Genomic DNA, 26,943 nt, shown 5'->3' on the forward strand with positions numbered 1-26,943 from the left:
CTCCCCCTTGGCCGAACCAGCGTCCGGACGTGTTGGTGCTATCGGGCTGTCTGTCAAAGCCTATGCGAATATTCCATGCCCAACTGCTGAAGACGCGATTACTCGGCGCAAGCGCCATTGCGTCAATAACATACAGCTTCTCTAACCGGCTTGTGCCGTTGTCATCAAGGCTCATTTGCGCATCAAGAAAGCTAATTTGTGCGCCGGGAATAAATCCAGCTTGCGAGTCTAATAGATCATGATACGCGGCGCGCCAATCTAAGGTCAGCCGATGACGGTTGAAATCGGAATAGCGATAACCTAGCCCGACACGCGCAGAACCATGCCCATCTTCAGGCGATACGCTAGGTACGGGGACGTCGCTGAAGGGTGAGGGGGTTTTAATGATACTGCGTTGATACAAGAGGTCGGTGAGCTGTTTGGCGGTAGGGTCGCGCTCTAACCCTAGGTCGTAGAGCTCAAAGTTAAGCCACTCATAGGCGAACTCAAGGATCGCCGCACGTTCTGCATCACTGTATTCTGATGCGCTAGGGTAGATGCCCTTTTTTGCGCGTTGCGCCGCAGCAAAGCGCTCATCACTCATCGACTGCGATTGATGCAGTAAGCGTGTACCAAAGGCCGCACGATACTGGGGCGCGGCTAACAGATCTTGCGCAGCGAGGGCTTTGACTGTATCCGAAGGAATGGCCTGAACGGGGAACTGATCGACTAAATAGAGATCTTCACGAGCCAATTCCAAAAGAGCGAGCAGTTGGTAAGAGCAGTTTTCATCCAAGAAATAGTAATCAAATTGAGCTTGCTGCATTTCCCAGAGATGCAGTAAGACCCGTTCCACTTCATCTTCTGTTAAGTTGAGGGGGTATTCCCAAATATCTCTCGACTCGATGTCATTGTATTCCCTTACCTTTCTGTAATAGGGCATCACGGTATAGCGACCTGGATAAGCGCCAAACAACCCTTTCATCGCATAGAGTGCTGCGTTGTCTTGCGTTTCCGGCTCCGCGGCGAAATTCACCGCAAACGCAACTAACTCTTTATGACGCGTCTGGTCTTTGGCGTCGACGCGCAGCAGGGTGTGGCCAAACATGGAGGACGGGTTGTTCATAAAAGCAGTAGGAAACACCAGTGTGAGTCCTTGAGGATCCAGTACCGCCTTCCATGTCTCCAACTCCGGGCAGTCGAGCGTCGCTCGTCGTCCTTGTTGCTCTTCAAGCCAAGTAAAGCGTGCGGGAAATTGGCACCTTGCAATGTGGGCTTGTGCTTCCTCCTGCTGATAGAACGCATGAATAGTCGCCTCAAGCTCTCGCTCTGGCGAACGCTTACCCTGTGCAGAGAAAAAGAATTCGTCCGAATCTACTTGGCTCTCTATACGGCCAGACCAATGGCTCTGATAGTGGCCCAGTTTCTGCCAATATGAAGAGTGAGCTAACGTTGCGACGTCTAGTGCGACCTCGGTCGGCGACTCGGCTTGCGCCAAGCAAAGAGGGGAAGAAAGTGCAAGTAAGGCGCCAGTGAGTGGCATCAGTTTTTTCATAGTTGGTCGGGGAGATCCTAAATCGGCTTGCGATGACTTTAACGCCAACATGCTGATAATACGAGTGTTACAGTGATATTCAATACAAGTTTGAGAGGATAAAAGACGCCACACAAGCGTGCAGCGCCTTTTAAGCGAGGATTAAATCGCGTAGTTGGCCAGTGTTTGGTCGCTTGAAACCAAGGCGTTGAGGTTGGTGAACACCTCTTCAGACGTGACGTTTTCAGACTGGAACACTTGCGAGAAGTTCTCTTGCGCTAGCGTATTGAACGCGCCTTTATCTGATTCTTGGATGCCCCACACTTCAGAAAGTGTCGCGAGCGTTTCACCTTCGCCTTTCGCGATGTCACGCGCAAGATTGTCCATGTTGCCATCGATAAACAGGGCTAATTTCTGCGCTGAGTTGATCGTGCCGTTGCCATCACATCCCAATGTACCAAATGTAATACCAAAGGTTTGGTTACCGAACGTACCGTTTGTTGTGGCGCCTAGCACTTTGAAGACTTTGCCAGATTTACCATCAAAAATCATGGTACCTAGACCACAACCGATATCAGAATCGGCCATTGCGACGTTTGAGAGAGGAAGAGTTGAAGCCAGTGCTGCCACTGCGAGAAGCTTTTTCATACCATATCCTTATATCATTATGGTTCGTCAGCTTAATGCCAACGAAGGTTATGCAACGCAATTCGTTACATCCTTTTTATGAATAGTTGAAATTGATTGCATTTTCAATGCATAGCTACGAATAAAGTATTCATGCTCCAAATGTTGAGAATCTATCGCTTAAAATAGTGTCAAACTATTGATTCTTAGGTTAATTAAGTGCAGCCCAACAGTTATGAAAATAAGTTCTTGCGAAACTTTGCGTTTGGGCACATATTCAGTGCAGGCAATAAAAACCAAAATGAGTTAAACTAGGCAGCCATGCTGTTATCCACTGTATAAGTGGGTGCAGAGCCAAGTTAAAAGTGTGGAGATACAAGTTTGATAAATGTTTTCCTTGTAGATGATCACGAGCTGGTTCGCACAGGGATACGACGTATTATTGAAGACGTCCGTGGAATGAACGTAGCAGGGGAAGCTGTAAGCGGTGAAGATGCAGCAAAATGGTGTCGTAGCAATCATGCAGACGTCATTTTGATGGATATGAATATGCCCGGTATTGGTGGCTTAGAAGCGACAAAGAAAATCCTGCGATTCAATCCAGATGTAAAAATCATTGTTTTGACTGTTCATACGGAAAATCCGTTTCCAACGAAAGTGATGCAAGCGGGAGCTGCCGGTTATTTAACCAAAGGTGCAGGTCCTGATGAAATGGTCAACGCGATCCGCGTTGTTCACAGTGGTCAGCGTTACATCTCACCAGAGATAGCGCAGCAGATGGCATTAAGCCAATTCTCACCCGCTTCTGAAAATCCATTCGCTGATTTATCAGAGCGTGAGCTGCAAATCATGATGATGATCACCAAGGGGCAAAAAGTGACGGACATTTCCGAACAACTCAATCTTAGCCCCAAAACGGTAAACAGCTATCGCTACCGTTTGTTCAATAAGCTGCACATCAGTGGCGATGTTGAATTGACGCACCTAGCGATACGACATGGAATGCTCGACACCGAGACCCTCTAGTGACACAAACGTTTGACTCGGTAACCTTCCTTAAGACTGTGACCAATCAGCCCGGTGTGTACCGCATGTACAACACCGAGGCTGAGGTTATTTATGTCGGCAAAGCCAAAGACCTCAAAAAGCGCCTCTCTAGCTATTTCCGCAAAAATGTGGATAGCGAGAAGACTCGCGCGCTCGTCAGCCATATCGCCAAGATAGATGTCACCGTTACGCACACGGAGACGGAAGCCCTTATTCTTGAACACAATTACATTAAGCAGTATTTGCCTAAGTACAATGTGCTATTGCGTGACGACAAATCCTATCCGTACATCTTTGTCAGTGGTCATAAGCACCCTCGACTTTCAATGCATCGTGGGGCGAAAAAGCGCAAAGGTGAGTATTTTGGTCCGTATCCTGACTCTGGTGCTGTTCGAGAAACGTTGCATCTGATTCAGAAGATCTTTCCGGTTCGTCAATGTGAGGATACGGTATACAGCAATCGCACCCGCCCTTGTTTGATGTACCAAATTGGTCGCTGTGCTGCACCTTGTGTCAGTGACGTTATTTCTGACGCGGAATATCAAGAGTTAGTTGATCTCGTGCGCTTGTTCTTACAAGGCAAAGACAGCCAAGTGCTCTCGACGCTGGTGGAAAAAATGGAGCAGGCGAGTCAGTCACTGCGCTTTGAAGATGCGGCTAAGTTTCGCGATCAGATTCAAGCTATCCGCCGCGTGCAAGAGCAGCAATTTGTCTCTGAAGATTCGATGGACGACATGGATGTACTGGGTTTTGCTCAAGAGAAAGGCATCGCGTGTATCCACATCTTGATGATTCGCCAAGGCAAGGTACTTGGCTCTCGAAGCCATTTCCCTAAGATCCCAGCAGAGACGGATGCACAAGAAGTCTTTCACAGTTTCCTGACTCAGTACTACCTCGCGCACAATGAAGCACGCACCGTACCGACGCGTATTATCTTAAATGCCGGGTTAAGCGACGAAACCAAAGCGTTGCAAACTGCCCTCAGTGAGCGGCTCGGTCGTAAAGTCCATTTTCATACCAATCCGACAGGGACACGGAGTCGCTACCTCAAACTGGCGAACACCAATGCACTGACGGCAATCACCACCAAGATCAACCATAAAATGACCATCTCTCAGCGCTTCAAAGCTCTTCGGGAGGTATTGGGTATGGAGACGATCGCCAGAATGGAGTGTTTTGATATCTCGCACACCATGGGTGAGAGTACGATTGCCTCTTGTGTGGTATTTAATCACGAAGGCCCTTTGAAGCAAGAGTATCGACGCTACAACATTACCGGGATCGCCGGTGGCGATGATTACGCCGCGATGGGGCAAGCCCTTGAGCGCCGATACGCCAAGCAGCTAGATGTCGAAAAAATCCCCGATATTGTCTTTATTGACGGTGGTAAAGGTCAGCTTAACCGAGCCTATGACATCATTTCGCAATACTGGGGAGATTGGCCAAAGCGACCCAAACTGATTGGTATTGCGAAAGGGGTGACACGAAAACCTGGCCTCGAAACCTTAATCACCACCGATGGTGAAGAGTTCAACTTGCCCAGTGACGCGCCTGCTTTGCATTTGATGCAGCACATTCGCGATGAGAGCCACAATCATGCGATTGCCGGGCATCGTGCGAAACGTGGTAAAACACGCCGTACGAGTGCACTTGAAGGCATTGAAGGCATAGGACCGAAACGTCGTCAGGCGCTGCTGAAATACATGGGCGGTTTACAAGAGCTCAAACGTGCAACTGTTGAAGAAATCGCCAAAGTTCCGGGCATCAGCCACTCTTTGGCAGAAAACATCTATCAAGCATTGAAACAATAAGAAAAATCCCGCAACATAAGAGCCCGCCAAAACGGCGGATTGCCAGCCGTACGCACACAAAAAGAGCCTTAAATAAATATGCGTTTAAACATTCCGAACCTACTGTCTTTGTTGCGACTTTTCTTGATTCCCATTTTCGTCGTGGCATTTTATCTTCCTTACGCTTGGGCTCCATTCGCGGCGGCAATGATTTTCTTTGTGGCAGGGTTCACCGATTGGTTAGATGGCATGTTGGCGCGAAAACTGGGTCAAACTTCCCGTTTTGGTGCGTTTATCGATCCTGTTGCGGACAAAGTGCTGGTGGCAACCGCCTTGATTCTGATTACCGAGCACTTTCACTCCATTTGGGTGACCATCCCTGCTGTCACCATGATTGCCCGAGAGATCATCATCTCTGCGTTACGTGAATGGATGGCGGAAATCGGCAAACGCGCCAGTGTCGCCGTCTCTTGGGTTGGCAAAGTGAAGACGGTGAGCCAGATGTTTGCGCTTTGGGTTCTGATTTGGCGTTACGATGATTGGATGATTTGGCTCGGCTACGCGGCATTATACGTCGCGACGTTTCTTACCTACTGGTCGATGGCGCAATACTTGTTGGCCGCCAAAGATGATCTACTCGACGAAGAACATCATTAATCCATTACGTTCATGTTTCACACTCACAGCCCGTCAATCGACGGGCTGTGTTGTTTCTAATGCTGAAGGTTCAGTCAAGGCGGGTTGTTGCGCCGGAACGTAGTGACTGAGTTGCTCTATAGGGCTCGGCATAGCAAAACAGTAGCCTTGCAAGAAATCCACGTCCAGTTTGGTGAGTTTATCCAAATGCGCGGTGGTTTCCACGCCCTCTACCACGACGCGCAGCCCAAGCCCTCTCGCCATCACGACGATGGTCGAGACAAAGTTAAGGTCGTTGTCGTTAAACACGATGTCTTTGACAAACGAACGGTCAATTTTTATCTCATCAATCGGCAGTTTTTGCAGTAAAGAGAGAGAGGAGAAGCCGGCGCCGAAATCATCGAGTGAGATCTTCGCGCCCGCTTGGCTCAAGGTGGTGAGCGCTTGTAAGCAGGCGTCGAAATCTGTGATGGCGGCGGTTTCTGTGACCTCAAAACAAAAACGGCTGACAGGAAGGTGGTGGTGATGAATGATGGTGATCAGCTCATGGGCGAAGTCGGGTTGGATTAATTGTTTTGCACTCAAGTTGACAGAGACATGCTGGTAGCGGCTAAGGCTGACGGACTGTTTTATGTCGCGACACACCTGATTAATCAGATGCTTACCCAGTGCACCAATCAGGTTGATTTCCTCTGCGAGACGAATGAATTGATGCGGCGCAACGTGTCCAAGCTGCGGTGAGTGCCAACGCGCCAAGGCTTCCACAGCGGTAAAGTGATTGTCCGTTGGGGAAAACAGCGGTTGGTAGTGCATGACGATTTCGCGGTTTTCAATCGCGAGCTTGAGGTGATGCTCCATGGTCACTTTATCAAACAGGGATTCTTCGTCTTGTTGGCGATAGCAGGCGGGCTGTGTTGCACCTTGGCGCTTGGCTTGGTACATGGCAATGTCTGCCCGCTTGATGAGATCATCGGGTGTTGTCGCATCCCACGGATACATGGCAATGCCAATACTGCCGCTGGCGACCAGCTCAATCTCTTCGCAGTGCAGCGGTTTTTTGATGACGTCCAACATATCACTGGCGAGCGCCAGCGCTTGTTCGCGGTTTGCCACATCGCAAAAGAGTAAGAACTCATCACCCCCGAGTCGGGCGATGCGATGTGTCGCGGCTAATGTGCTTTGTATTTGTTGCGTGACATGTTGTAACAAGGCGTCACCGACATGATGACCAAAAGTATCGTTGATGAATTTAAAGCGATTTAAATCCATCAACATGACCGCTTTGGGCTGTGTAGGTAGGGCGGCAAGTTGGCTGTTCATGACTTCAATGATCTTGCGGCGGTTCGCTACGCCTGTTAGAGCGTCGTAATAGGCCATTTGACGGATTTTTTCCGCGCTCACTCGGCGCTCGGTGACATCGGTGACCGAGCCGATCATTTTCACCGCGCGACCCTGCGCATTATATAGGGCGGAACCAGCCGCATTGACCCACAATATCTCACCTTTCGAACTTTTTAAGCGAAATTCCAACTTGAAAGGGGTTTGATCGCGCAGATGCTGCTTGAGCGCTTGCTTTAGCGTCTCTCTATCTTCATGGTGAGCTAACTCGATGACCTGTTCGAGAGGGTAGACGCCGCTGGTTCGGCTGCTCTCTATACCCACCATCGCCAGTAAACGACCATTGAGGCGAAAATGGTTAGCGGCGATGTCCCACTCCCAAATACCATCGTTTGAGCTATTGGACACCACTTCGAGTTGTTCTAGCAGTTGCTGTGATTGTTGCTCGTTATGTTTGCTGGTGGCAATCAGTGCGTCACGCTCGATAAACAGCGCCAGCATATCTAAATAGTTATTGAACATCGCCATCGAGTGAATGTTGACTTCGTCACTGATGGCGTCCACAACGGACACCAGTTTCCACTGCTGCTGGGTTCCGGTGGCGATCGGAATGATGGTGGCAATGTAGTGGGTATCGTGTTGGATAAACGGAAAACTCTCGATCCCGTCGCTGATACGATGTTGACTATCCAACGTACTAGGATGTGTCATCCCTTTCTCAGCCCAACTGTCGACGTGGTACTCACCATGACGCCCTGTGGCTAAACATGCCCAAGCGAGCGGACTGTTATAGATACTCTGGGCATCTAATATGGCAGAAAAGCCCTCTTGAGCGAGGGAATAAAAGTTTTCGAAAATCTCAAACGACGATCGCCCTTCATTGGTGAGTAAAGCTTGGCGAATCGGGGAGCCGAGGGTGGGGTCGATGGCTTTGAGACCTTTACGAGGCTTAGTGCCACAAGAGCGCCGCACAATCAACTGTTGCTCGAGCGATGTGCTGATTCTTGAATAGGGTGCACCTTGCATCCGCTTAAGGGCACGAAAGAAGACATCTCGAGTGAGCGTCTCAAGCCTTTGGTCGACAGTGGTGAGCGGCGGGGTAGTGTGGTCGCCAAGAAAGACATTGTCTACGCCAACCACCGCGATGTCCTGTGGTACCTTTAGGCCCTTGTGTTCAAGCTGTTCTATCATTCCTATCGCATTGTGGTCAGTGGCACAAATAATCGCGCTACATGGTGATTGGCGCTGTTGATAAAGCACCGCTGCTTCACGGCCGCCGGCCAGCGAGCAGTTGTTGACCTCGAAGATCATCGCTTGACTGGCAGGGTGACCATAGGCCTGTTGGATGGTTTTATAGGCAGAGAAACGTTGTCGAATGTCATCAACGGTAAAATCGCCACAAAAGCCTATCTGGCGGTGACCAAGTGAGGTGAGATGCTGGTAGAGGGCGGTGATTCCCTGAGCTTGGTCGCTAAAAAACTGTTCAACGTCCAATGAATAATGCCCACCCATTGAAAGGACGGGAATGTTGAGAGAGAGGGCTTGTTCAACCAAACGTTCACTGGCGCAACCGAGCAATACAATGAGGCCATCTAAATGCTGAAAACCGACGGGTAAATCGAACTCTGGATGATCGCCACTGCGAATAAACATCAGGTTGATATTGTTCTCAAAGGCAAGCTGCCTGAGGGTCGCGTTTATCTCACCCATGTAAAATCCACTCAGCACCGGCATGATGATACCCAGCGTCGGTCGCGTTGGAATAAGGTTGTCTGGTTGCTGCATTGGGGCTTGTCTCTCCGCCATATTCTTTTTAGAACTTCATTCTATATAGAACTCAGTGCCGAACGAGCAGCAAAGCAAGATTTTGTTTCTTGGCTCACGCTCTGTGCAAGAGGGTACGGGGCCTAGCGCACAGTTGGTGTCGATCTGATTGACAACGAAACAGACAGAAACAAGGTGAAGAATTGGCGGAAATTGAACAGAAAATAGTTAATTTTGAAAGTTTTGGCGGTAAATTAGACAAACGATTCAAAAAATAAAAATTAGTGTTGACGAACAAGTTCGAATCCGTAGAATGCATCCCGTACCCAAGAGGAAGGCAGCAAACAAGCAGCTTAACTTGGTGCAACGAAGGCGCGTTGGCAGAGTGGCTATGCAGCGGATTGCAAATCCGTGGACCTCGGTTCGACTCCGGGACGCGCCTCCATTTGCGACACTAGCTCAGTTGGTAGAGCGCAACCTTGCCAAGGTTGAGGTCACGAGTTCGAACCTCGTGTGTCGCTCCAAATTTTCAGATAGCGATAATTCGATATCTAGATGGTGTGTTACGTTTCCGTAACGGCATCACAAATTTAGATTTGTGTGCCCTGGTGGTGGAATTGGTAGACACAAGGGATTTAAAATCCCTCGGCGTTCGCGCTGTGCCGGTTCAAGTCCGGCCCGGGGCACCATCTAGCGCTAAGTTATTAGCAAACCTATGCGACACTAGCTCAGTTGGTAGAGCGCAACCTTGCCAAGGTTGAGGTCACGAGTTCGAACCTCGTGTGTCGCTCCAAATTGCAAGCCCTAGCAGAAATGCTGGGGCTTTTTGGTTTTTGGTGAATGTCCATGCCAGTGAATAGTGGCATCAATTGGCAGAGCGCAACCTTACCAAGGTTGAGGTCACGCTGATGTTCAAAAGAAAGCGAACCTCGTGTGTCGCCCCAAATTGCAAGCCCTAGCAGAAATGCTGGGGCTTTTTGGTTTTGGTGATCGTCTGTGTCAGTGCATAGTGGCATCAATTGGTAGAGTGCAACCTTGCCAAGGTTGAGGTCACGCTGATGTTCAAAAGAAAGCGAACCTCGTGTGTCGCTCCAAATTATGAGCCCTAGCAGAAATGCTGGGGCTTTTTGGTTTTTGGTGAACGTCCATGCCAGTGAATAGTAGCATCAATTGGCAGAGCGCAACCTTGCCAAGGTTGAGGTCACGCTGATGTTCAAAAGAATGCGAACCTCGTGTGTCGCTCCGAATTATAAGCCCTAGCAGAAATGCTGGGGCTTTTTGGTTTTTGGTGATCGTCCTTGCCAGTGAATATTATCACCGTCTTAACTTGTAGCCGATTTAGCTGCGGCGCAGGCACCCAGCGCTCTAAGGCTTAGTCAGTTGAAACAGTTTTCCGCTGTCTGTACTAAACACGATGCCTCCGTTGGGGAGCACTTCGATATCTCGAATACGTTCACCTAAAGGCTCCAGTAAGCGCGTCTCTTCGATAATGTTGTTGTTTTGCAAGGTCAAGACGTTGATATGGGTGAGTTTTAGCGCCCCAGCGAGAAGTTTGCCATCCAGCTCAGGAAAGGCCTCGCCGCGATACAGCACTAACGAGCCAGGTGCGATAGACGGGACATACACTTTTCGGGGAGACGTCACGCCGGGCGCTTCTTCAGCTTCACCTACCGCAAGCGGCCCCCAATACTCTTTGCCGTGCGATGTGATAGGCCAACCATAATTCGCGCCTTTTTCTATCAGATTGATTTCATCGCCGCCGCGTGGCCCATGCTCTATAGACCAAAGTGTTTGACTCGGGCCGTCGTAAAACAGTCCTTGGGGATTTCGGTGACCATAGCTCCAAATTTCTGCTTGCGCGTCCTTCTCGGTAACAAAAGGGTTGTCTCTTGGGGCTGTACCACCGGGATGAAGCCTTAATATCGAACCTGCATGCGTGGAACGATCTTGACCATTGGGCCGCTCACCACGGTCGCCGACGGAGAGGTAAAGGTATTGGTCATCAAAGGTAATCCGGCTGCCAAAATGGCGACCGGTATCAGAGCCAGATGTTGTCACGAGCAGTTCACGCCACTGGCTGAGTTTACCCGCTTGAATCGCTGCAGTTGCCAGTGCGGTTTCAAGCGCATCGCCGACACGCTTAGTGAAGGTAAAGTAGTAGCGATCGCTCTCGAAAGGTGAACGGGCGACATCCAACAATCCACCTTGCCCCGACACCGCCACATCGCTAACTTGATGGATGGGCGTGTAGCGCTGAGTGTTGAGATTCACTTGACCGATTTCGCCATTTCTCTGGCTGATAAGTAAGGTGGTGTCATCGACAGCGGCGATTCCCCAAGGGACATTGAGCCCGGAGACGATAAGATTGGCTTGCCACTCGTTCTCTGGCGCTTGCGCAGTGGCGTAAGTGACGTTCAGTGAAGCAAGTGTACAGATTAAAAAAGCGCGCGTGAGAAATAGCTTGGTCATACATCGTCCTCTGAGTTAGAGCCGAAAACTAGTCCGTTATGAATGATTTTAGCATCCATACGTCGCAGCCGTTGTGCTCTGTTTCGTCCATTGGCTCGGATAAGTGTGTAAAGCCTAAGGATTCATACAGAGCGATGGCTTGCGTCATGCTTGCGAGTGTGTCGAGATAGCACTCTTCAAATCCGGCGGATTGAGCGAACGCCAAACATTGCAACGCCAACGCTTTGCCGATTCCGAGACCGCGAGTTTCAGGCAAAAGAAACAATTTCTTCAGTTCACAGCGCGTAGCGGATTGGCCAAACGGCGCCAAACCACACCCACCAACGACTTTGCCATCCAAGACAGCAACCAAGTAGAGGCTGCGTTCGCTCGGTCGGTAGTGCTCACTCATGGCGAGCACTTCGGCATCGGAAGGGCCAAAGCCTTCCCCAATGGCGCCGAACTCTTGCCCGACACGTTTGATAATATGGCAGATTGCATCGTTATGTTCTGCTGTGATTGGGGTGATGGTATGGTCTGGAGTGCTGGTATAGCTCGGTGTGTCCAATTCTGATTCCTTGTCCGTTTAAATTTGTGTTACCTACGATAGGCCTAAATAGAGTTTTATCAAGGCTTGGGGCGAATTTTCATTCAAAGGCAGTAATTATCACGATTTCGGTTTGGATTTGACCTTGGCATTCGTTACTATGTACAGCTATTTGAAAATGCCCACAATCCCTTTTGGGAACCTTATGGACACTACCACTTATGGCGGTTGTGATTGACCGGCATAGGGTAATGAGGAAACGATGCAACATCTACAAGAGATCATTGCTAATGCGAACGCAGCCATTGATGCTGCGACATCGCTCGTCGCACTTGATGAAGTGCGTGTTCAATACCTAGGAAAAAAAGGTGAGCTGACGGCTCAACTTCAAAGCCTAGGTAAACTGCCACCGGAAGAACGTCGCGAAGCGGGTCAAGAGATCAACAAAGCGAAAGGTGTGGTTCAACAAGCTATCGCGGCGCGTAAAGATGCCCTTCAACGCGCAGAGCTAGAAGAGAAACTGGCTGCTGAAACCATCGACGTGACACTGCCTGGTCGTCGCATCGAAAACGGTGGTTTGCACCCGGTGACTCGTACGGTTGAGCGTATCGAGCAGTTCTTTGGTGAGCTAGGATTCAATGTTGAGTCTGGTCCTGAAATTGAAGACGCTTTCCACAACTTTGATGCCTTGAACATTGCAGAGGATCACCCAGCACGTACGGATCACGACACCTTCTTCTTCAATCCTGATTTGATGCTGCGTACTCACACATCGGGTGTACAGATTCGTACAATGGAAAACGGTCAGCCTCCTTTCCGTTTCATTGCACCTGGCCGTGTTTACCGTAATGACTATGACCAAACGCACACGCCAATGTTCCACCAAGTGGAAGGCATGCTGGTGGATGAAAACGTCAACTTTGCTCAGTTAAAAGGCATCCTGCACGACTTCCTATGCAACTTCTTCGAAGAAGAGGTTCAGGTACGTTTCCGTCCATCTTACTTCCCATTTACTGAGCCTTCAGCGGAAGTGGATGTAATGGGCAAAAATGGCAAATGGTTGGAAGTTCTCGGTTGTGGCATGGTTCACCCGAACGTACTTCGCAGCGTTGGTATCGATGCGGAGAAATACTCTGGATTTGCATTTGGTATGGGTGTCGAGCGTTTGACTATGCTGCGCTACGGCGTCAACGACTTGCGTGCGTTCTTTGAGAACGATCTTCGTTTCCTTAAACAGTTCAAGTAATCCAGGGGATACATCACTATGAAATTTAGCGAATCATGGCTTCGTGAGTGGGTAAACCCTTCAGTCTCGACTGATGAACTTACTCACCAAATTACTATGGCCGGCCTAGAAGTCGATGACGTGCTACCTGTCGCTGGCGAGTTTACTGGCGTAAAAGTGGGTAAAGTGGTCGAATGTGGTCAGCATCCAGATGCGGACAAACTGCGTGTGACTAAAGTCGATGTTGGTGCAGAAGAGCTGCTAGACATCGTGTGTGGCGCGTCGAACTGTCGCCAAGGTATCAAAGTGGCTGTCGCAACGGTTGGCGCTGTGCTACCGGGCGATTTCAAAATCAAAAAAGCCAAGCTGCGTGGTCAACCATCACACGGCATGCTGTGTTCATTCTCTGAGCTCGGTATTGATGTTGAATCTGATGGCATCATGGAGCTAGCAGAAGACGCAGTCATCGGTACTGATTTCCGCGAGTTCCTAGGTCTTGACGATGTAACCGTTGACGTAGACCTAACGGCGAACCGTGCGGACTGTTTCAGTATCCGTGGTATGGCACGTGAAGTGGGCGTTCTCAACCGCGCTGACGTAACTGAGCCAGCGGTGAACCCAGTGGCTCCTGTTATCGATGATCAAGTCTCTATCGAAGTGAAAGCGCCGGCGGCGTGTCCACGCTACCTTGGCCGTGTGGTTAAAAACGTTAACGTTCAGGCTGAAACGCCGCTTTGGATGCAAGAAAAACTGCGTCGCTGCGGTATTCGCTCTATCGACCCTGTGGTCGACATCACTAACTTTGTTCTGCTAGAGCAAGGCCAGCCAATGCACGCATTCGATCTTGCTAAGATTGAAGGTGGCATCGTGGTTCGTATGGCAGAGCAAGGCGAAAAGCTTACTCTTCTAGACGGCAGCGAAGCTGAGCTAAACGCAGATACGCTAGTGGTTGCAGACCACAACAAAGCTCTAGCTATTGCGGGTATCTTTGGCGGTGAAGAGTCTGGTGTAACGACTGAGACTAAAGACGTACTACTTGAGTGTGCATTCTTTTCACCAGACCACATCCGTGGCCGCGCGCGTAGCTACGGTCTACACACGGATTCTTCCATGCGTTTTGAGCGTGGTGTGGATTTCGCACTACAAGCTAGCGCAATGGAGCGTGCAACAGAACTTCTTGTTGAGATCTGTGGCGGTGAAGTCGCACCTGTTGTTGCTGTAGAGTCAGAAGCTGACCTACCAAAAGCAAACACAGTAGCTCTACGTCGCACTAAGCTAGACAGCCTACTAGGTCACCACATTGCTGATAGCGATGTTGTTGAAATCCTAGAGCGTCTTGGCTTAGTGGTTGAAACAACAGACGCAGGTTGGACAGCAACAGCACCGACATGGCGTTTTGATATCGCTATCGAGCAAGACCTAATTGAAGAAGTCGGTCGTATCTACGGTTACGATAACATCCCTAACCAAAACCCAGCCGCAGCACTCAAGATGCACGACCACGTTGAAGCGAACATTCCGCTAAAACGCGTTCGTAACTTACTTGTTGACCGTGGTTACCAAGAAGCGATCACTTACAGCTTCGTTGAGCCTGAGCAGCAAAAACTGATCGTTCCGGGTGTTGAGCCACTCATCCTGCCATTCCCAATCTCTGCGGATATGTCAGCAATGCGTCTTGGTTTAATTCAAGGCCTGCTCAACACTGTGGTTCACAACCAAAAGCGTCAACAGCCACGTGTTCGTCTATTCGAATACGGCCTACGTTTTATCCCTTGTGAGTCTGCTGAAAACGGTATGCGCCAAGAGCCAATGCTTGCTGGTGTTATTGCAGGTACTCGCAGCGAAGAGCACTGGGACATCGAAACCAACACGGTTGATTTCTTTGACCTGAAAGGTGATTTAGAAGCGGTGCTTGAGCTAACAGCAAACGAAGCCGCTTACTCTTTCGCAGCGCTTTCTGCAGAAGATAAAGCTGCGAACCCAGCGCTTCACCCTGGTCAATCCGCAGCTATCATCGTTGATGGCAAGCAAGTTGGTGTGATTGGTACCGTTCACCCAGAGCTAGAGCGTAAGTTTGGTCTAAACGGCCGTACTATCGTATTCGAAGTGGAATGGTCTGCAATCAACACCAAAGTGATTCCAGAAGCGGTAGCGCTTTCTAAGTTCCCATCAAACCGTCGTGACATCGCGGTCGTTGTTGACGAAGCCGTCGCTTCTGGCGACATCGTTGCAGCATGTCTAGAGCAAGGTGGTGAGTTCTTGAAAGGCGCGAAACTGTTCGATGTTTACGTTGGTAAAGGCGTTGAAGAAGGCAAGAAGAGCCTAGCCATCGCTCTGACCTTGCAGTCGGTTGAGCGTACGCTCGAAGATGCGGACATCGCCGGTGCGGTTGACGCCATCGTCGCGCACATCTCGGACAAGTTTGGCGCGAGCTTGCGCGATTAATTGTCCATATTGACTGAATAATAGAGAGCCCGAAGCGACTTCTTCGCTTCGGGCTTTTTTATCTCTATCGCTCTGCATCTCAACGGAAGCAGAAAAAATTACTGTCAATAATGTTGTATAGTATGACAAAATATGTGTGCTGAGCGTGAGTTTCGTGCTTCAGTGAAGGTTACACTATCACTCCCCCCAAGTGTGTTGTTGCGTATCGATGAGATCGGTTACGCAATAGTTTTGCCCAAAAAAGCAAACGTTTGCACCAAGGTGATAAGACAGAAATAGATACAGATAATTGAATATTAAGGGTTAGTTGTGGAAAAGTTTTTTACAGCATTAGATCAGTTGGGGTTAGCTTGCACCCCAACTCAAGAAAATTCTCAGACGCTCCTTTGGGATGGCGTGGTGGACAATCAAGGCACAGAGACCAATGTTTGGATTCGTTGGTGCAACGAATTCAAGCGCCCGATTTATTGCAGTTTTGGCTTTCAAAGTTATTGCCATGCATTGTTTATCCGTAAGAACTTTGACAACGCATACCCTATCAGCGCTTAATTTCGTGTGGCTATAGGTCACAACTGAAAAAGCAAAACGCCCCATTATCAATGATATGGGGCGTTTTTTGTTCTTTAAGACTTTCAACTAACAAAAAAGAGCCCCGCTCAGGCGAGGCTCGGCGTCAAAAACATGTTTTGACTGCGGGGGTAGGTTAGGCCGTCGCGGTGGCCACCGCTTTGGCTTTGTCTCGCGCACCGAGTACCAATGTCAAACCAAAGGCGACAGCGAATGAGATAGCCATGCCGGCGACATAGTATCCAATCTTATCAGGGGTGATTGAGATAATGCCCGGTAGTCCTGCTGCGCCCAATGCTTGTGCTTTCACATTGAATAAGGTGACAAACGCACTCGCCGCCGCTGCGCCAATGATGGCAGCGATGAAGGGGTAGCGTAGCTTGAGGTTCACACCAAACATTGCAGGTTCGGTAATACCGAGCAGAGCTGTGATACCAGATGGCATTGCGATACCTTTCAGTTTTGTCTCTTTGGTGGTGATGCCGACCGCTAGTGCCGCTGCACCTTGTGCGACGTTCGACATTGCCGCAATCGGGAAGATGAAGGTACCACCGGTCACAGCGATGTCTGCCAATAGTTGAGTTTCAATAGCGATAAAGCTGTGGTGCATGCCGGTGATAACAAACGGCGCGTAAATAAAACCAAACAGCGCGCCGCCAATAAAGCCAGCCGAGTCGTAGAGCCAGTTGAGGCCATCACCGAGCAAGAAGCCGATATCGCGGGTAATGGGTCCAACGAGTGTGAACGTCAGGAAGCCCGTAATGAAGATTGCGAGCATGGGTGTCAGTAAGTTATCCAACACAGATGGGATAAACGAGCGTAGGCCATTTTCGACTTTCGCTAAGATGAACGCTGACACGAGTACAGGCAGAACCGAACCTTGATAGCCGACTTTCTGAATCTCAAAGCCAAAAATGTTCCAAGTCGGAATCGTACCCGCAACGCTCGCGCCGCCAAAACCCCAACCATTGAGCAAATCTGGGTGGACCATCAACATACCCAGTGCTGCGCCTAAGAAGGGGTTACCACCAAATTTCTTACTGGCAGAGAAAGCGAGAAGAACTGGCAAGTAAACGAAAGGCGCATTGGCGAAAGTGTTGATCATACTTGCAAGATCGGCGAGGCCTGGGTTTGCGTCAATGAGTGACTGTCCTTCAATGAACAGACCCGTCGCGGTCAGCACATTAAACAGACCCATCAACAGACCTCCCGCCACAATGGCAGGGATGATAGGGACAAAAATGTCCGATAGCCCCTTAACAGCGCGTTGGACGATGTTCTGCTTTTGTGCACCCGCAGAGGCAACGTCCGACGTCGACATTTCGCTCATGCCAGTCAGTTTCGCCATTTCTGCGTAGACTTGGTTGACGATGCCTGAGCCAAAGATAATTTGGTATTGCCCTGCCACTTTAAACTGACCTTTGACGCCATCGAGATTGCCGATAGCCTCTTCATCGATTATCGAATCGTCTTTCAATGCTAGGCGAAGACGAGTCGCGCAGTGGGCGAGTGCTTGGAGGTTATCTTTGCCTCCTAGCAGCGTGAGCAGCTCTTTTGCAATATTAGGATAATTCATTCCGGACCCCAGTTTGGTTCGTTACTGTTGATTATATACAATTCTCGCTTGTTCTCTTTGGGAACGTTTGCAATATGGATTTTTGGAGATTTAACCTATTCAGTCAAAGAATATTGGATGTTTATGTGAGATGGATCGGTTTATATTTTTTGCTAAATCGTTTGAGCAGAGTGATTTTTGCGGTGTTTTTTGCTAATTTTTGCAAACAATCCCAATAAGTTAACCCAAGGAATTCCGATGGCGAGCCTACATGACGTCGCGAAGTTAGCCGGCGTCTCTAAATCGACGGTATCCCGAGTCATTAATGATGAATATGGCGTGAAAGAGGCCACCAAGCAAAAAGTGATGAAGGCAGTCGAAGAGGTCGGTTATGTGGTGAATCAGGTTGCCAAAGACCTTAAATCGCAGAAAACCAATTTGGTGGGCGTCATCGTTCCTCGTATGTCATCAAACGCTGTTTCCCTCGGTGTTGATGGCATCAGCGCGGCGTTTGATGCCGCAGGAAAACACGTATTGTTGGCGAGCTCTCAACAGCTGTCAGAAAAAGAAATTGAATACATTCAGGTGTTTAATCAAAAGAGGGTCGAGGGTATTGTGCTCTATGCGACCCATATTGACATGCAATTGGTCGATGCTATCCGCGCCTCTCGCGTTCCCGTTGTACTTGTCGGGCAAGATGGCTCTCTGTTCAACATACCCAGTGTGGTACACGATGATTTGCGCGTGGGCTTTGAAGCGGGTCACCGCTTATTGGATGTGGGCTGCAAAAACATCGGCTTTATGGGGGTAAGAGACTCCGATATCGCTGTCGATAGCTTGCGTTCGCAAGGCTTAGAGCAAGCCCTAAGCATGCGCGGCGCACAACCTCTGCTGTTCCATAGTCATGGAGAGTTTTCGGTTGATTCGGGTTATGCGCAGATCCCGTCGCTTATCGAGCAATACCCTCAATTGGATGGCCTATTTTGTGCGACGGACCGCATTGCCGTTGGCGCGATCAAGGCCTTGCAAGAGCGTGGCATTCGAGTTGGCGAGCAAATCAAAGTGCTCGGAGTGGGGAATGATGAACTGGGCTATGTGGTATCACCGAGTTTATCTACCTTTGGTTATGCCTTTGATAAAGCGGGAGAAAAAGGTGCCAAGCTACTGCTCGATTTGATTGAAGGCCAACCTCAAGAAATGAGTAAAGTGGTATTAACGTTTGATCGGGTTGATCGAGAGACGTGCTGATCCCTTGATACTCAGATTTTTATCTTCAGTTAGGCTACTGGGACACATGCTATCAAGCACTTAGCCTTAAAAGGACCACTGAAGTGCGGTTCATGACGGACTCATTGCTTGCTCAAACCATCATTTTTGATTAATCTTGCAAACGTTCCCAAAATTTTTAGGTGTTGAGCCATGTCGTTAGAATACTACGTTGCGCTGTGTGGCGGTGAAGAAAATCTCCTTCGAGTCCTAATCCCCGATAGTCGGTTGATCTTTGCGGTGAAAGAGAGGGATTGCTTGTCAGATGAACTCGACCTCAAGGCCATAAGCCGTGTCGGTGACGAATGGCAAGTAACTTTTGTTCGTCCCTCAGACATAGAAGCCGAGCTTCTCCAGCTTGGGCAAAAGATAGCAAAGCGTCAGCAACTAGCGCTCAGCGAGGCCATGGTGCCTGCCGCGTGCTCATATCGTCCTAAGTGGCACGTTTCTCCGCCGCAAGGGCTTCTCAATGATCCAAATGGCTTTATTTATCATCAAGGGCAATACCACCTCTTCTATCAATGGTACCCGTTTGGTTGCGTGCACAAAGACAAATACTGGGCTCACCTGACCAGTAAAGACTTAGTCAATTGGCATTGGCAGCCAGTGGCATTGACGCCATCGGATTGGTTCGACAGTCATGGCGTATTCTCGGGTCATGCGCTGAGTGATGATGAGACATTAATGCTGTTCTACACAGGTAACACCCGGATTGATGAGCAGCGGGATCGGCACACCACGCAGTGTCTTGCGACTTCAACCGATGGCATTCATTTCATCAAGCATGGCCCAGTGATTGATTCGCTGCCACCAGGCGTGACTGCCCATATTCGCGATCCCAAAGTGATACGTCACCAGCAGGAGTGGTTGATGTTGCTCGGTGCGCAAACCACCGATCTGAAGGGGCGCCTAGCGGTGTATCGCTCTGATGACTTGCGCAACTGGACTTTCTCGGCTTTGCATGGTGATGAGCTTGGCGATTTTGGTTATATGTGGGAGTGCCCTGATTGGTTTGAACTCGGTGGGGAGACGTTTGCTGTACTTGGCCCGCAGGGGATCGAATCGTTCTCGCCTCTCAATACCATTCCACACCATAACGGCATTGCCCGCGCATCATGGGATGGTCAGCAATTGCAGTTGGAGGATTTTGTACACCTAGATTACGGTTTTGACTTCTATGCGCCCCAAACGTTGTTAACACCTGATGGTCGACGTGTCATGTGTGGCTGGATGGGCTTACCTGATGAGGTGGATCAGCCATCCAGTGACCACGGTTGGGTTCATCAACTGACGGCGCCACGCGAGCTCACTTACAGGGATGGGAAATTGTATCAATGGCCTGTTGAAGAATTGATGCAGCTAATGATAAACTCCAGTATATTAACATTGTCTAATGTAACTCAGCGTCTCGACGTAAACAGCTATCAACTAGAAGTTGAACTGCAATGGGGGCAGACGTTAAACCTTTTCGAAGGTCATGGGCAAAAGGTAGCTTTGACCGCAGACGCTAACCACCGCCGGTTGGTACTAGATCGCAGTGAGACGCAAAATCGCGCTCAAGATGAATGTCGAGAAGTGCCGCTGACCAGTGATAGCGTTCGTTTACTGATTTTAGTCGACACGTCCAGTGTCGAAATATTCATTAACAGCGGTGAAGCGGTGATGACCTCAAGAGTGTTTGTCGATGCTCAGTCGACGGGCATTTCGGTCACGGGAGCGGCAACCCGTGCTGAACTGAGATATATGAACCAAACGACGGAGCCATTTGTTTAGCGGTTCGTCGAAGTTGATAAAGGGCGACCAATGGCAGTATCGGAATACCTCGCATCGAAGGAAAAACAAGATCAGGGTTTAGCATCCGCAAGTTACTCATTTATAGCACGACAGCCTATTTTAGATAGTAATCGAGAGATTCATGCCTTTGAACTTTTGTACCGCGACGGTGAGCACAACGGTTTTCCGGTGCATATGGATTCCTCTTTGGCGACGCGAAAGTTGCTTGCGGAGCACTTCCTCAGTTACAAAGCGAGAGTGTTGGAATCCTACAAAGGGTTTGTCAATTTCAGCCAAAGTTGCTTGATAGATGGTGTTCCTTTTGACTTTCCCAGCGATTCTTTAGTGGTGGAAGTATTGGAGCAGTGTCAGCCCGACGAAACGTTGTTTCAAGCGCTCAGCAAGCTTAAGAAAGCAGGTTACACCATCGCATTAGATGATCATGTTTTCGATTCGAACTGGCAACGGTTTTACCCGCTTATCGATATTATAAAAGTCGACATTCAGCAAACCTCCATGCCCAAAAGTGCGCTAATGATTGAGGGTTTAAAACATCTCGATATCATGTTTCTTGCGGAGAAGGTCGAGACAAATGACGAATTTGAAAGGGCCAAAGCGTGTGGCTTCACACTTTTTCAAGGCTACTTTTTTACTAAGCCGGAAATCATAAAGAGTCGAAAAATTAACGCGTCATTTACCGACTTGATGTCATTATCTGAGAAACTCTCTGCAGATATTATTGATTTTGACGAAATTAGCCAAATTGTGGCGAAAAATCCGGTCCTATCACTTCAACTTCTGAATTTCATCAATGGTAGTTGTAAGCTTCGTGCGCCGATTCAATCCGTGAAGCAGGCAGTGGCTTATCTTGGTGAAGACAAGTTGAAGAAGTTTGTCACTTACGTATTGATTTCCTCACTCGCGCCCGGCAAACCAGAAGCTTTGTTTCTCATGTCATTACACAGAGCAAAAATGGCGGAATTGTTGGTGCACTATATGCGTCGATCAAGCCTAAAAAATCTTGCATACCTTTGCGGTTTGCTGTCTCTGATCGATGGCATTCTCGATATAGATATGCGAGAGGCTTTGCAGTATATCCACTTAGATAGCACCATTAAGCAAGCATTGATTTATCGAAGCGGGACTTTGGGGCAGTTAATTGATTTATTTGAATATATTGAAGCGTCAGAGTGGGATAAGATCGATCAGATTCGTCGATCCCTAGACGTGAATGACCAAGATATCATTGGTTGTAATGTTGAGGCGTCAATGTGGCTTAATGAGCTTTCAGTGCAGCCCGATTAGTATTTCTATCAATGATCATTATATCGCCCCATCTGCTCAGAAGAGCCAAACGGGGCGATGAATCCTCCATCAAAGGCGCTTAGAGTGCAGTGATATAATCGCGTAGCGCACTTTCGGATGGCAATGCGGTCATCGCGCCTTTTTGGGTTGTCGCAAGTGCGCCACAGCCATTGGCCCACTCAACGGCATGATGAATAGCCTCTTGGTTATCCCATTGATCGTATTGAGAGAGTTTAGCCAGCAGGCCGCCCACGAACGCATCGCCTGCACCTGTCGTATCGATGGGTTGAATCGCCTTTCCAGCTTGTAGGGTCTGCGTTCCCTCAAACACCACCAATGCACCTTTCGCGCCTTGCGTGACGACCACCAAGCGGTTGTTGTTACCCTTAATCGCCTCTAGTCCGGCATCGAGTGTGTGGGTCTGTGTGAGGTACATCAGTTCATCGTCAGAAAACTTAAGCACATCTGCCAGCTCAAGTGCTTGGCGAACAACCGGTAAAATCTCACTAGGGTTAGCCCACACTTCTTCTCGCAGGTTAGGATCAAAACTCACATAGCCCCCGGCTTGTTTAATTCGACGCATCGCTTCCAAGGTACTACTGCGGCTCGGCTCATTCGCCAGTGCAATAGAGCAGACATGCAGCCAATCTCCGGCAGCAAACTCAGGAATATCGCTGGGGATCAAGAACTGATCGGCGCTGGGTTTGACCATAAAGGTGAAGCTGCGCTCACCGCTGTCGTCCAGATCGACGATGACAGTCGATGTGCGCTGTTCTTCATCAAGCCGCATGCCCTGTGTGTTGACCTTTTCTGCGGTTAAGGTCTCTTTCATAAATCGGCCCAGTGGGTCGTTTCCTACACGGCCGAAAAATCCACTCTTGCCGCCTAATCTTGCGATGGCAACCGCCACGTTTGCGGGTGCACCGCCCGGGCATTTTAAGTAGGTGGTGTCGGAATCTGGAATCAGGTCAACAACCGCGTCACCTGTCACCCAAATCATGCTCATGTTCTGTTCCTCGCATAAATAGATACTGGCTTATTATAAAGCTAAATCGATTTAGCTAAACGCTAAACGGATTGTTTTGTGGTTTAGATCGTTTAATTTCTGACAAAAATCGGCCCAGGTAGAGTAAAGATAGTATTTCCTTCCCAGCGGGGTAAGATAAGGACCGATTTTGAGGAAAGAAAGGCTGAGGGTGATGAGCAAAAGGCCCAAATTGGCAGATATCGCGGCGTTGGCAGGGGTATCGAAATCGACGGTGAGTTTTGTGCTTAACGGACATGCAAAGAAACACCGAATTCATGCAGAGACGGTTGAAAGGGTACTAGCGGTAGCCAAAGAGCACAACTACGCCCCCAGTTTGTACGCACGGGCGTTGAAATCAAGTCGCACCTACAGCGTCGGCTTAGTGATTCCCGATATCCTCAATATGGGGTTCGCCACTATTGCCAAAAGGCTTGAGCAGCTAAGCCGAGAGGTGGGCTACCAACTCTTAATAGTCTCTTCAGAAGACGATGCCGATATGGAGCAAAGCGTCATCAAACACTTGCTGGAGCGCCAAGTAGACCTACTGCTGGTGGCCAGTGCAGCGCAAAATGCCGATTTTTTACTGGATGTGAATCAACACACGCCCGTCATCACCTTTGACCGCGTGTTTGAAGGCAGTCCCCTTTGTGGGGTGAAAAGTGATGCGACTGCCGCCACAAAGCAGGTGGTGGCAAAACTGTGTCACGAGCGCAGCGAGTGCGTTTATATCGGCGGGCAGCTTACGCTCTCTACTAGCCAAGAGCGATTTGAGGGGTATCGACAAGGATTAGTCAGTGCAGGGCTCGATTATCAGCCACAGCATGTGTTGATCAAAGATTATCAACCTCAAAGTGGCTATGAGCTGATTGAGCAGGCTCACCGGTCTATGGGACGTTTACCCCAAACGGTTTTTACCGCCTCATATTCCATTTTAGAGGGCGTGCTCCGTTATCTTAGTGAACACAAGCTATTAAATGCCGACATTCGTCTCGCGACATTCGATAACTATTCAATCCTTGATTGTCTGCCGCTGGCGATCGATTCCATTGAGCAAGATTGTGAGCAAATTGCACTGGCGCTGTTTGAGTGTGGTAAACAGTTACTTGAGAGCGATGAGCCCCTAGAGTTGCAGCGTAGCCTAGCGGCCAAAATCCATTATCGAGATACCCGCTGACGTAAAGCGGCAATCTAGGTGCTGTTTATCACTTTGATACCACTCAGTGGGCATGGCGTTTAGCAGGCCCGCCTTTTTTAACCGGTTCTTTTCGGCTTTGGTGATGACAACAAAATGCAGCAAACTTTGTAGTAGTCGCCTTAGCTGCGGTTTGGTTAGCTCACCGTCTCGCCAGTGGCGTTTGATCTCACCCACCACCACGGCATAAGGGACGACAGGTTCAAGCTCACACCCTTTGATGTGGTTGACCTGCAAAGAGCGAGGCGCACTCGCGCGTAATTGCTCCCAGTCTGCTTTTCCTTGTCTCGTCACCACACCGTGAGCAAGGCAGTAGTAACTGAGCAGAAATCGTTCGATGTGCATCCAACGCTCAGCCGATACTTCCAGCCAGATGTGTTCAAACTCAATATCGATATCGGTCATGACTTGGGACATTAGGGTGAAAACCGCGAGTGTAGCGACTAACTGACCGCGTGCGCAAGTTCAACGGTTTGGCCCTGCTTGCGTATCGCCGCCATCAATTGTGCGAGCAGCAATACGCCCGTCACCGCCAGACCAATGCCGATGCCCGCCCAAATCCCTTCGAGTTGATGGTGTTTCATCAACAGCCAAGCTGCAGGCAGACCGAACAACCAGTAGCCGATCGCGGTCATGATGGTCGGAGCAATCACGATCTTCATGCCGCGCAGTAGATTGATCGCCAGCAGTTGCCAAGCATCAACAACAAACGAAAGCGCCACGACCCAGAGCACTGAGACCAACAAGGCGCTGAGGTCTGCACTTAAATTGAATAGATGAGCGATGCCTTCTGGCCAGAGCATAAGTCCGCCTGCCAGAATGACGCTAACCACGGTGGTGATCGTAAAGCTACGTATGGCGGTTTGTTTAATGCCGCTATAGTTCTGCGCACCAAAATCTTGGCCTACCAGTATCGCGGCGGCTTGGGAGAAGCCGAAATTGACGTTCCATGTAAAGCTCAAGCATTGCAGCAGAATTTGATGCAGTGCAAGAGCACTGATGCTGATGGCGCCTGCCATCAAGGTTCCGCCATAGATCAAGCCGTGCTCTAGCAAGGCTGCAATGGCGATAGGCAATCCCATAGAGAGTAGGGGAATCATGAGCTTGAGCGAGTACTCATCACGATTTAGCCAAGGGGCATACGGGCGATATTTTTCGCTGCTAAAGACCCAGTAGCCATAGCCAAGCATAACGCTAAAGGCAGAGAGCGCCGTGCCTGCGCCTAGACCAGCGAGACCAAAATCGAAGGTAAAAGCGAGGAGGTAGCTGATGGGCACATTGAGCGTGACGGTGAGCAGAGACATCACCATGATTGAACGCACATTGCCGAGCGCGCTTGTTAGACCACGCAGTACCAGGAGGATCAAAGAGGGCAGCATCGCCCATTTCAAGGTATTCACGTAAGTCATGGCGAGCTCAACCAGTTCGTCGGGCTGCTTGGCGTAACTCAGTAAAGAGGGTACCCATTGGAAGGCGACCATTAATAGCACAGAGAGCGTGAGCGAGAGCAGCACCGCGCCTTTCACCGCGAAGCGAATTTGTTGGTTGCCATACTCCGGGCGAGCAATTCTTTGCCCATAAGCAATCGCAATCAGGTTTGCCACGCATCCAACGGTGCTGCTAGCAACGATAAAAACAAACGAGTAGACCGATGCGCCTAAACCGCCAGCGGCGATGGCGGTCATACTCAGGCGTGACATCATCCAGACATCCGTCAATACCAGTGCCATCGCAATCAGTTGCGACACAATAAGGGGCAGCGCCAGTTTTAAAATGGTATTCATAATGTTCTCGATCTTGGCTGTGTGCTGTCACGATTTTGTTCGTGATCTCTATCACGCTAAGTTAGTGGTTGTTCATCTGGTTTTCAAATGACATTTATGCCACTCTGAAATGATCTGAAATCATGCGAGTAAAGAGTGTGCACCCTTACCCGAATCTCCCGTATTCTCATAACGCGCTGAAAGTATTCGAGTCCGTGGCAAGGCTGATGAGCTTTACCAAAGCGGCGCAAGAGCTGCATGTGACGCAAAGTGCAGTGAGCCGTCAAATTAAGCAACTGGAAGATGATCTCAATTCATCCTTAATTGTACGTCAGCATCGGGCGATATCATTGACGCCGCGCGGAAAAGAGTTGTTTGAAGTGCTGCGTAAAAACTATCAGTCTCTCTCTCATTTGATCGCATCTTGGCAGGCGCCGACAAGAAAACGAATTGTGATTAAAAGTGCGCTCAGCTACGCAACGCGCGTCTTACTGCCCAAGGTGGAAATGCTCAATCAACGTTACCCCGATCATGAGGTGGTGATCATCCCCTCTATTGAGGAAGACCCGGACTTGAGCCATGAAGATTGCGATTTGCTTATCATCAACACCCAGCGTCGTGAGCAGTATCAGGGTCAGAAAGGGGTCACCTTTCTGCGTGATGAATACATGGCACCAGTCTATGCACAATCGATGTCTGAGCGTCGGATCACCCAACAGGATGTACTCAGCTTGCCCCACCTTCATGCCACATTGGAGCATCAAGATTGGAATATCTGGCTGAACAACGCGGGGTTAGATGGCGAGAAACAAGGTCGCGATACTGTGTTCTTTAGTTTGGATTTGGCCCTCAGTGCTTGCTTGTCCGGCCAAGGCGTGACCGTCACGGATTTGTTGTTGGTCTTGCCGGAGCTGCAGCGTGGCTTTTTACAATGCCCCGAAGGGTTGGCGCTGCAACATAGTCATTGGTGTTACTTTTGCTACCGAAATCAAGATGACACATTAAGTCAAGAAATCTTGGAGTGGCTGGTGGCACAAACAGAGCAAGAGAGGGCACTGCTGCGCCGTCTAGCGCATGAGCACGGTTGGGGATTAGAGAGCGTCACCTTATAAGTG

Annotated in this window: 20 protein-coding genes and 6 tRNA genes; 17 read left to right on the top strand and 9 right to left on the bottom strand. The window is 49.4% G+C overall.

Features of this window, described 5'->3' with window-relative positions:
• The coding region (locus AC6R1A_RS11255) for an Lnb N-terminal periplasmic domain-containing protein (protein ID WP_500646180.1) at positions 1-1,534 on the bottom strand (1,534 nt) is incomplete at its 3' end.
• 141 nt (positions 1,535-1,675) lie between these two features.
• Complete coding sequence (locus tag AC6R1A_RS11260; RefSeq protein WP_500632467.1) at positions 1,676-2,161, bottom strand: DUF3015 domain-containing protein; 486 nt, start codon at positions 2,159-2,161, stop codon at positions 1,676-1,678.
• A 360-nt stretch (positions 2,162-2,521) separates the two neighbouring features.
• Between AC6R1A_RS11260 and uvrY the strand changes: the two genes are divergently transcribed.
• The 3 genes from uvrY (at position 2,522) to pgsA (ending at position 5,634) form a co-directional block, all read left to right on the top strand.
• Positions 2,522-3,166 (top strand): UvrY/SirA/GacA family response regulator transcription factor, encoded by a 645-nt coding sequence (uvrY, locus tag AC6R1A_RS11265; RefSeq protein ID WP_334550669.1) that lies wholly within the window; start codon positions 2,522-2,524, stop codon positions 3,164-3,166.
• On the top strand, positions 3,166-4,998 hold the full coding sequence (gene uvrC, locus AC6R1A_RS11270) for an excinuclease ABC subunit UvrC (protein ID WP_500632466.1): 1,833 nt from the start codon (positions 3,166-3,168) through the stop codon (positions 4,996-4,998). The genes uvrY and uvrC overlap by 1 nt, the downstream gene beginning before the upstream one ends.
• Before the next feature lie 78 nt (positions 4,999-5,076).
• Entirely contained in the window at positions 5,077-5,634 is a 558-nt protein-coding gene (pgsA, locus tag AC6R1A_RS11275; RefSeq protein ID WP_334550665.1) for a CDP-diacylglycerol--glycerol-3-phosphate 3-phosphatidyltransferase, read from the top strand.
• Positions 5,635-5,667: 33 nt separating this feature from the next.
• Here the strand turns inward: pgsA and AC6R1A_RS11280 are convergent, their stop codons facing one another.
• Entirely contained in the window at positions 5,668-8,757 is a 3,090-nt protein-coding gene (locus AC6R1A_RS11280) for an EAL domain-containing protein (protein WP_500632465.1), read from the bottom strand.
• A gap of 329 nt (positions 8,758-9,086) precedes the next feature.
• On the opposite strand from AC6R1A_RS11280, the gene AC6R1A_RS11285 reads away from it, so the two are divergent.
• From AC6R1A_RS11285 to AC6R1A_RS11310, 6 genes are all read left to right on the top strand, one after another.
• Positions 9,087-9,160: transfer RNA gene (locus tag AC6R1A_RS11285), tRNA-Cys, on the top strand.
• A gap of 3 nt (positions 9,161-9,163) precedes the next feature.
• Positions 9,164-9,239 (top strand) — tRNA-Gly (locus tag AC6R1A_RS11290).
• 78 nt (positions 9,240-9,317) lie between these two features.
• Positions 9,318-9,404: transfer RNA gene (locus tag AC6R1A_RS11295), tRNA-Leu, on the top strand.
• 28 nt (positions 9,405-9,432) lie between these two features.
• Positions 9,433-9,508, top strand: a tRNA-Gly gene (locus AC6R1A_RS11300).
• Positions 9,509-9,567: 59 nt separating this feature from the next.
• Positions 9,568-9,659, top strand: a tRNA-Gly gene (locus AC6R1A_RS11305).
• A 58-nt stretch (positions 9,660-9,717) separates the two neighbouring features.
• Positions 9,718-9,809 (top strand) — tRNA-Gly (locus AC6R1A_RS11310).
• 271 nt (positions 9,810-10,080) lie between these two features.
• Here AC6R1A_RS11310 and AC6R1A_RS11315 read toward each other — a convergent pair.
• Positions 10,081-11,184: a PQQ-dependent sugar dehydrogenase gene (locus tag AC6R1A_RS11315; RefSeq protein WP_500632464.1), complete on the bottom strand. Its 1,104-nt coding sequence runs from the start codon at positions 11,182-11,184 to the stop codon at positions 10,081-10,083.
• Positions 11,185-11,212: 28 nt separating this feature from the next.
• Positions 11,213-11,731 (bottom strand): GNAT family N-acetyltransferase, encoded by a 519-nt coding sequence (locus AC6R1A_RS11320; RefSeq protein WP_500632463.1) that lies wholly within the window; start codon positions 11,729-11,731, stop codon positions 11,213-11,215.
• Positions 11,732-11,972: 241 nt separating this feature from the next.
• Between AC6R1A_RS11320 and pheS the strand changes: the two genes are divergently transcribed.
• The 3 genes from pheS to AC6R1A_RS11335 all read left to right on the top strand — a co-directional run bounded on the left by pheS (position 11,973) and on the right by AC6R1A_RS11335 (position 15,929).
• The gene (gene pheS, locus AC6R1A_RS11325; protein WP_334550655.1) at positions 11,973-12,956 is read left to right on the top strand and encodes a phenylalanine--tRNA ligase subunit alpha; all 984 of its coding nucleotides are present in this window, start codon (positions 11,973-11,975) and stop codon (positions 12,954-12,956) included.
• A gap of 18 nt (positions 12,957-12,974) precedes the next feature.
• Positions 12,975-15,380, top strand: coding sequence for a phenylalanine--tRNA ligase subunit beta (pheT, locus tag AC6R1A_RS11330; RefSeq protein ID WP_500632462.1), 2,406 nt, complete (start codon positions 12,975-12,977; stop codon positions 15,378-15,380).
• A 309-nt stretch (positions 15,381-15,689) separates the two neighbouring features.
• Positions 15,690-15,929: a hypothetical protein gene (locus AC6R1A_RS11335; RefSeq protein ID WP_334550651.1), complete on the top strand. Its 240-nt coding sequence runs from the start codon at positions 15,690-15,692 to the stop codon at positions 15,927-15,929.
• Between the two features lie 154 nt (positions 15,930-16,083).
• Here AC6R1A_RS11335 and AC6R1A_RS11340 read toward each other — a convergent pair whose 3' ends face one another.
• On the bottom strand, positions 16,084-17,523 hold the full coding sequence (locus tag AC6R1A_RS11340; RefSeq protein WP_500626853.1) for a sucrose-specific PTS transporter subunit IIBC: 1,440 nt from the start codon (positions 17,521-17,523) through the stop codon (positions 16,084-16,086).
• A gap of 237 nt (positions 17,524-17,760) precedes the next feature.
• On the opposite strand from AC6R1A_RS11340, the gene AC6R1A_RS11345 reads away from it, so the two are divergent.
• The 3 genes from AC6R1A_RS11345 (at position 17,761) to AC6R1A_RS11355 (ending at position 21,846) form a co-directional block, all read left to right on the top strand.
• Positions 17,761-18,750 (top strand): LacI family DNA-binding transcriptional regulator, encoded by a 990-nt coding sequence (locus AC6R1A_RS11345; protein WP_500632461.1) that lies wholly within the window; start codon positions 17,761-17,763, stop codon positions 18,748-18,750.
• Positions 18,751-18,921: 171 nt separating this feature from the next.
• On the top strand, positions 18,922-20,541 hold the full coding sequence (locus tag AC6R1A_RS11350) for a glycoside hydrolase family 32 protein (protein WP_500632460.1): 1,620 nt from the start codon (positions 18,922-18,924) through the stop codon (positions 20,539-20,541).
• A 30-nt stretch (positions 20,542-20,571) separates the two neighbouring features.
• On the top strand, positions 20,572-21,846 hold the full coding sequence (locus AC6R1A_RS11355; RefSeq protein ID WP_500632459.1) for an EAL and HDOD domain-containing protein: 1,275 nt from the start codon (positions 20,572-20,574) through the stop codon (positions 21,844-21,846).
• Positions 21,847-21,925: 79 nt separating this feature from the next.
• Here the strand turns inward: AC6R1A_RS11355 and cscK are convergent, their stop codons facing one another.
• A complete protein-coding gene (gene cscK / locus AC6R1A_RS11360) occupies positions 21,926-22,852 on the bottom strand; it encodes a fructokinase (protein ID WP_500632458.1) in 927 nt (308 codons plus the stop codon).
• A 190-nt stretch (positions 22,853-23,042) separates the two neighbouring features.
• Here cscK and AC6R1A_RS11365 point away from each other — a divergent pair, with 190 nt between their 5' ends.
• On the top strand, positions 23,043-24,047 hold the full coding sequence (locus tag AC6R1A_RS11365) for a LacI family DNA-binding transcriptional regulator (protein WP_500632457.1): 1,005 nt from the start codon (positions 23,043-23,045) through the stop codon (positions 24,045-24,047).
• Here AC6R1A_RS11365 and AC6R1A_RS11370 read toward each other — a convergent pair.
• Together AC6R1A_RS11370 and AC6R1A_RS11375 are read right to left on the bottom strand one after the other, a co-directional pair.
• Positions 24,012-24,470, bottom strand: coding sequence for a hypothetical protein (locus AC6R1A_RS11370; RefSeq protein WP_500632490.1), 459 nt, complete (start codon positions 24,468-24,470; stop codon positions 24,012-24,014). The genes AC6R1A_RS11365 and AC6R1A_RS11370 overlap by 36 nt on opposite strands.
• Positions 24,471-24,508: 38 nt before the next feature.
• Positions 24,509-25,849: an MATE family efflux transporter gene (locus AC6R1A_RS11375; protein ID WP_500632456.1), complete on the bottom strand. Its 1,341-nt coding sequence runs from the start codon at positions 25,847-25,849 to the stop codon at positions 24,509-24,511.
• 137 nt (positions 25,850-25,986) lie between these two features.
• Here AC6R1A_RS11375 and AC6R1A_RS11380 point away from each other — a divergent pair, with 137 nt between their 5' ends.
• Positions 25,987-26,940, top strand: a complete 954-nt coding sequence (locus tag AC6R1A_RS11380) for a LysR family transcriptional regulator (protein ID WP_500632489.1) — start codon at positions 25,987-25,989, stop codon at positions 26,938-26,940.
• The last annotated feature ends 3 nt before the right edge of the window (positions 26,941-26,943 follow it).

It is taken from the genome of Vibrio sp. R10-SG3-ISO3, from assembly GCF_059834225.1.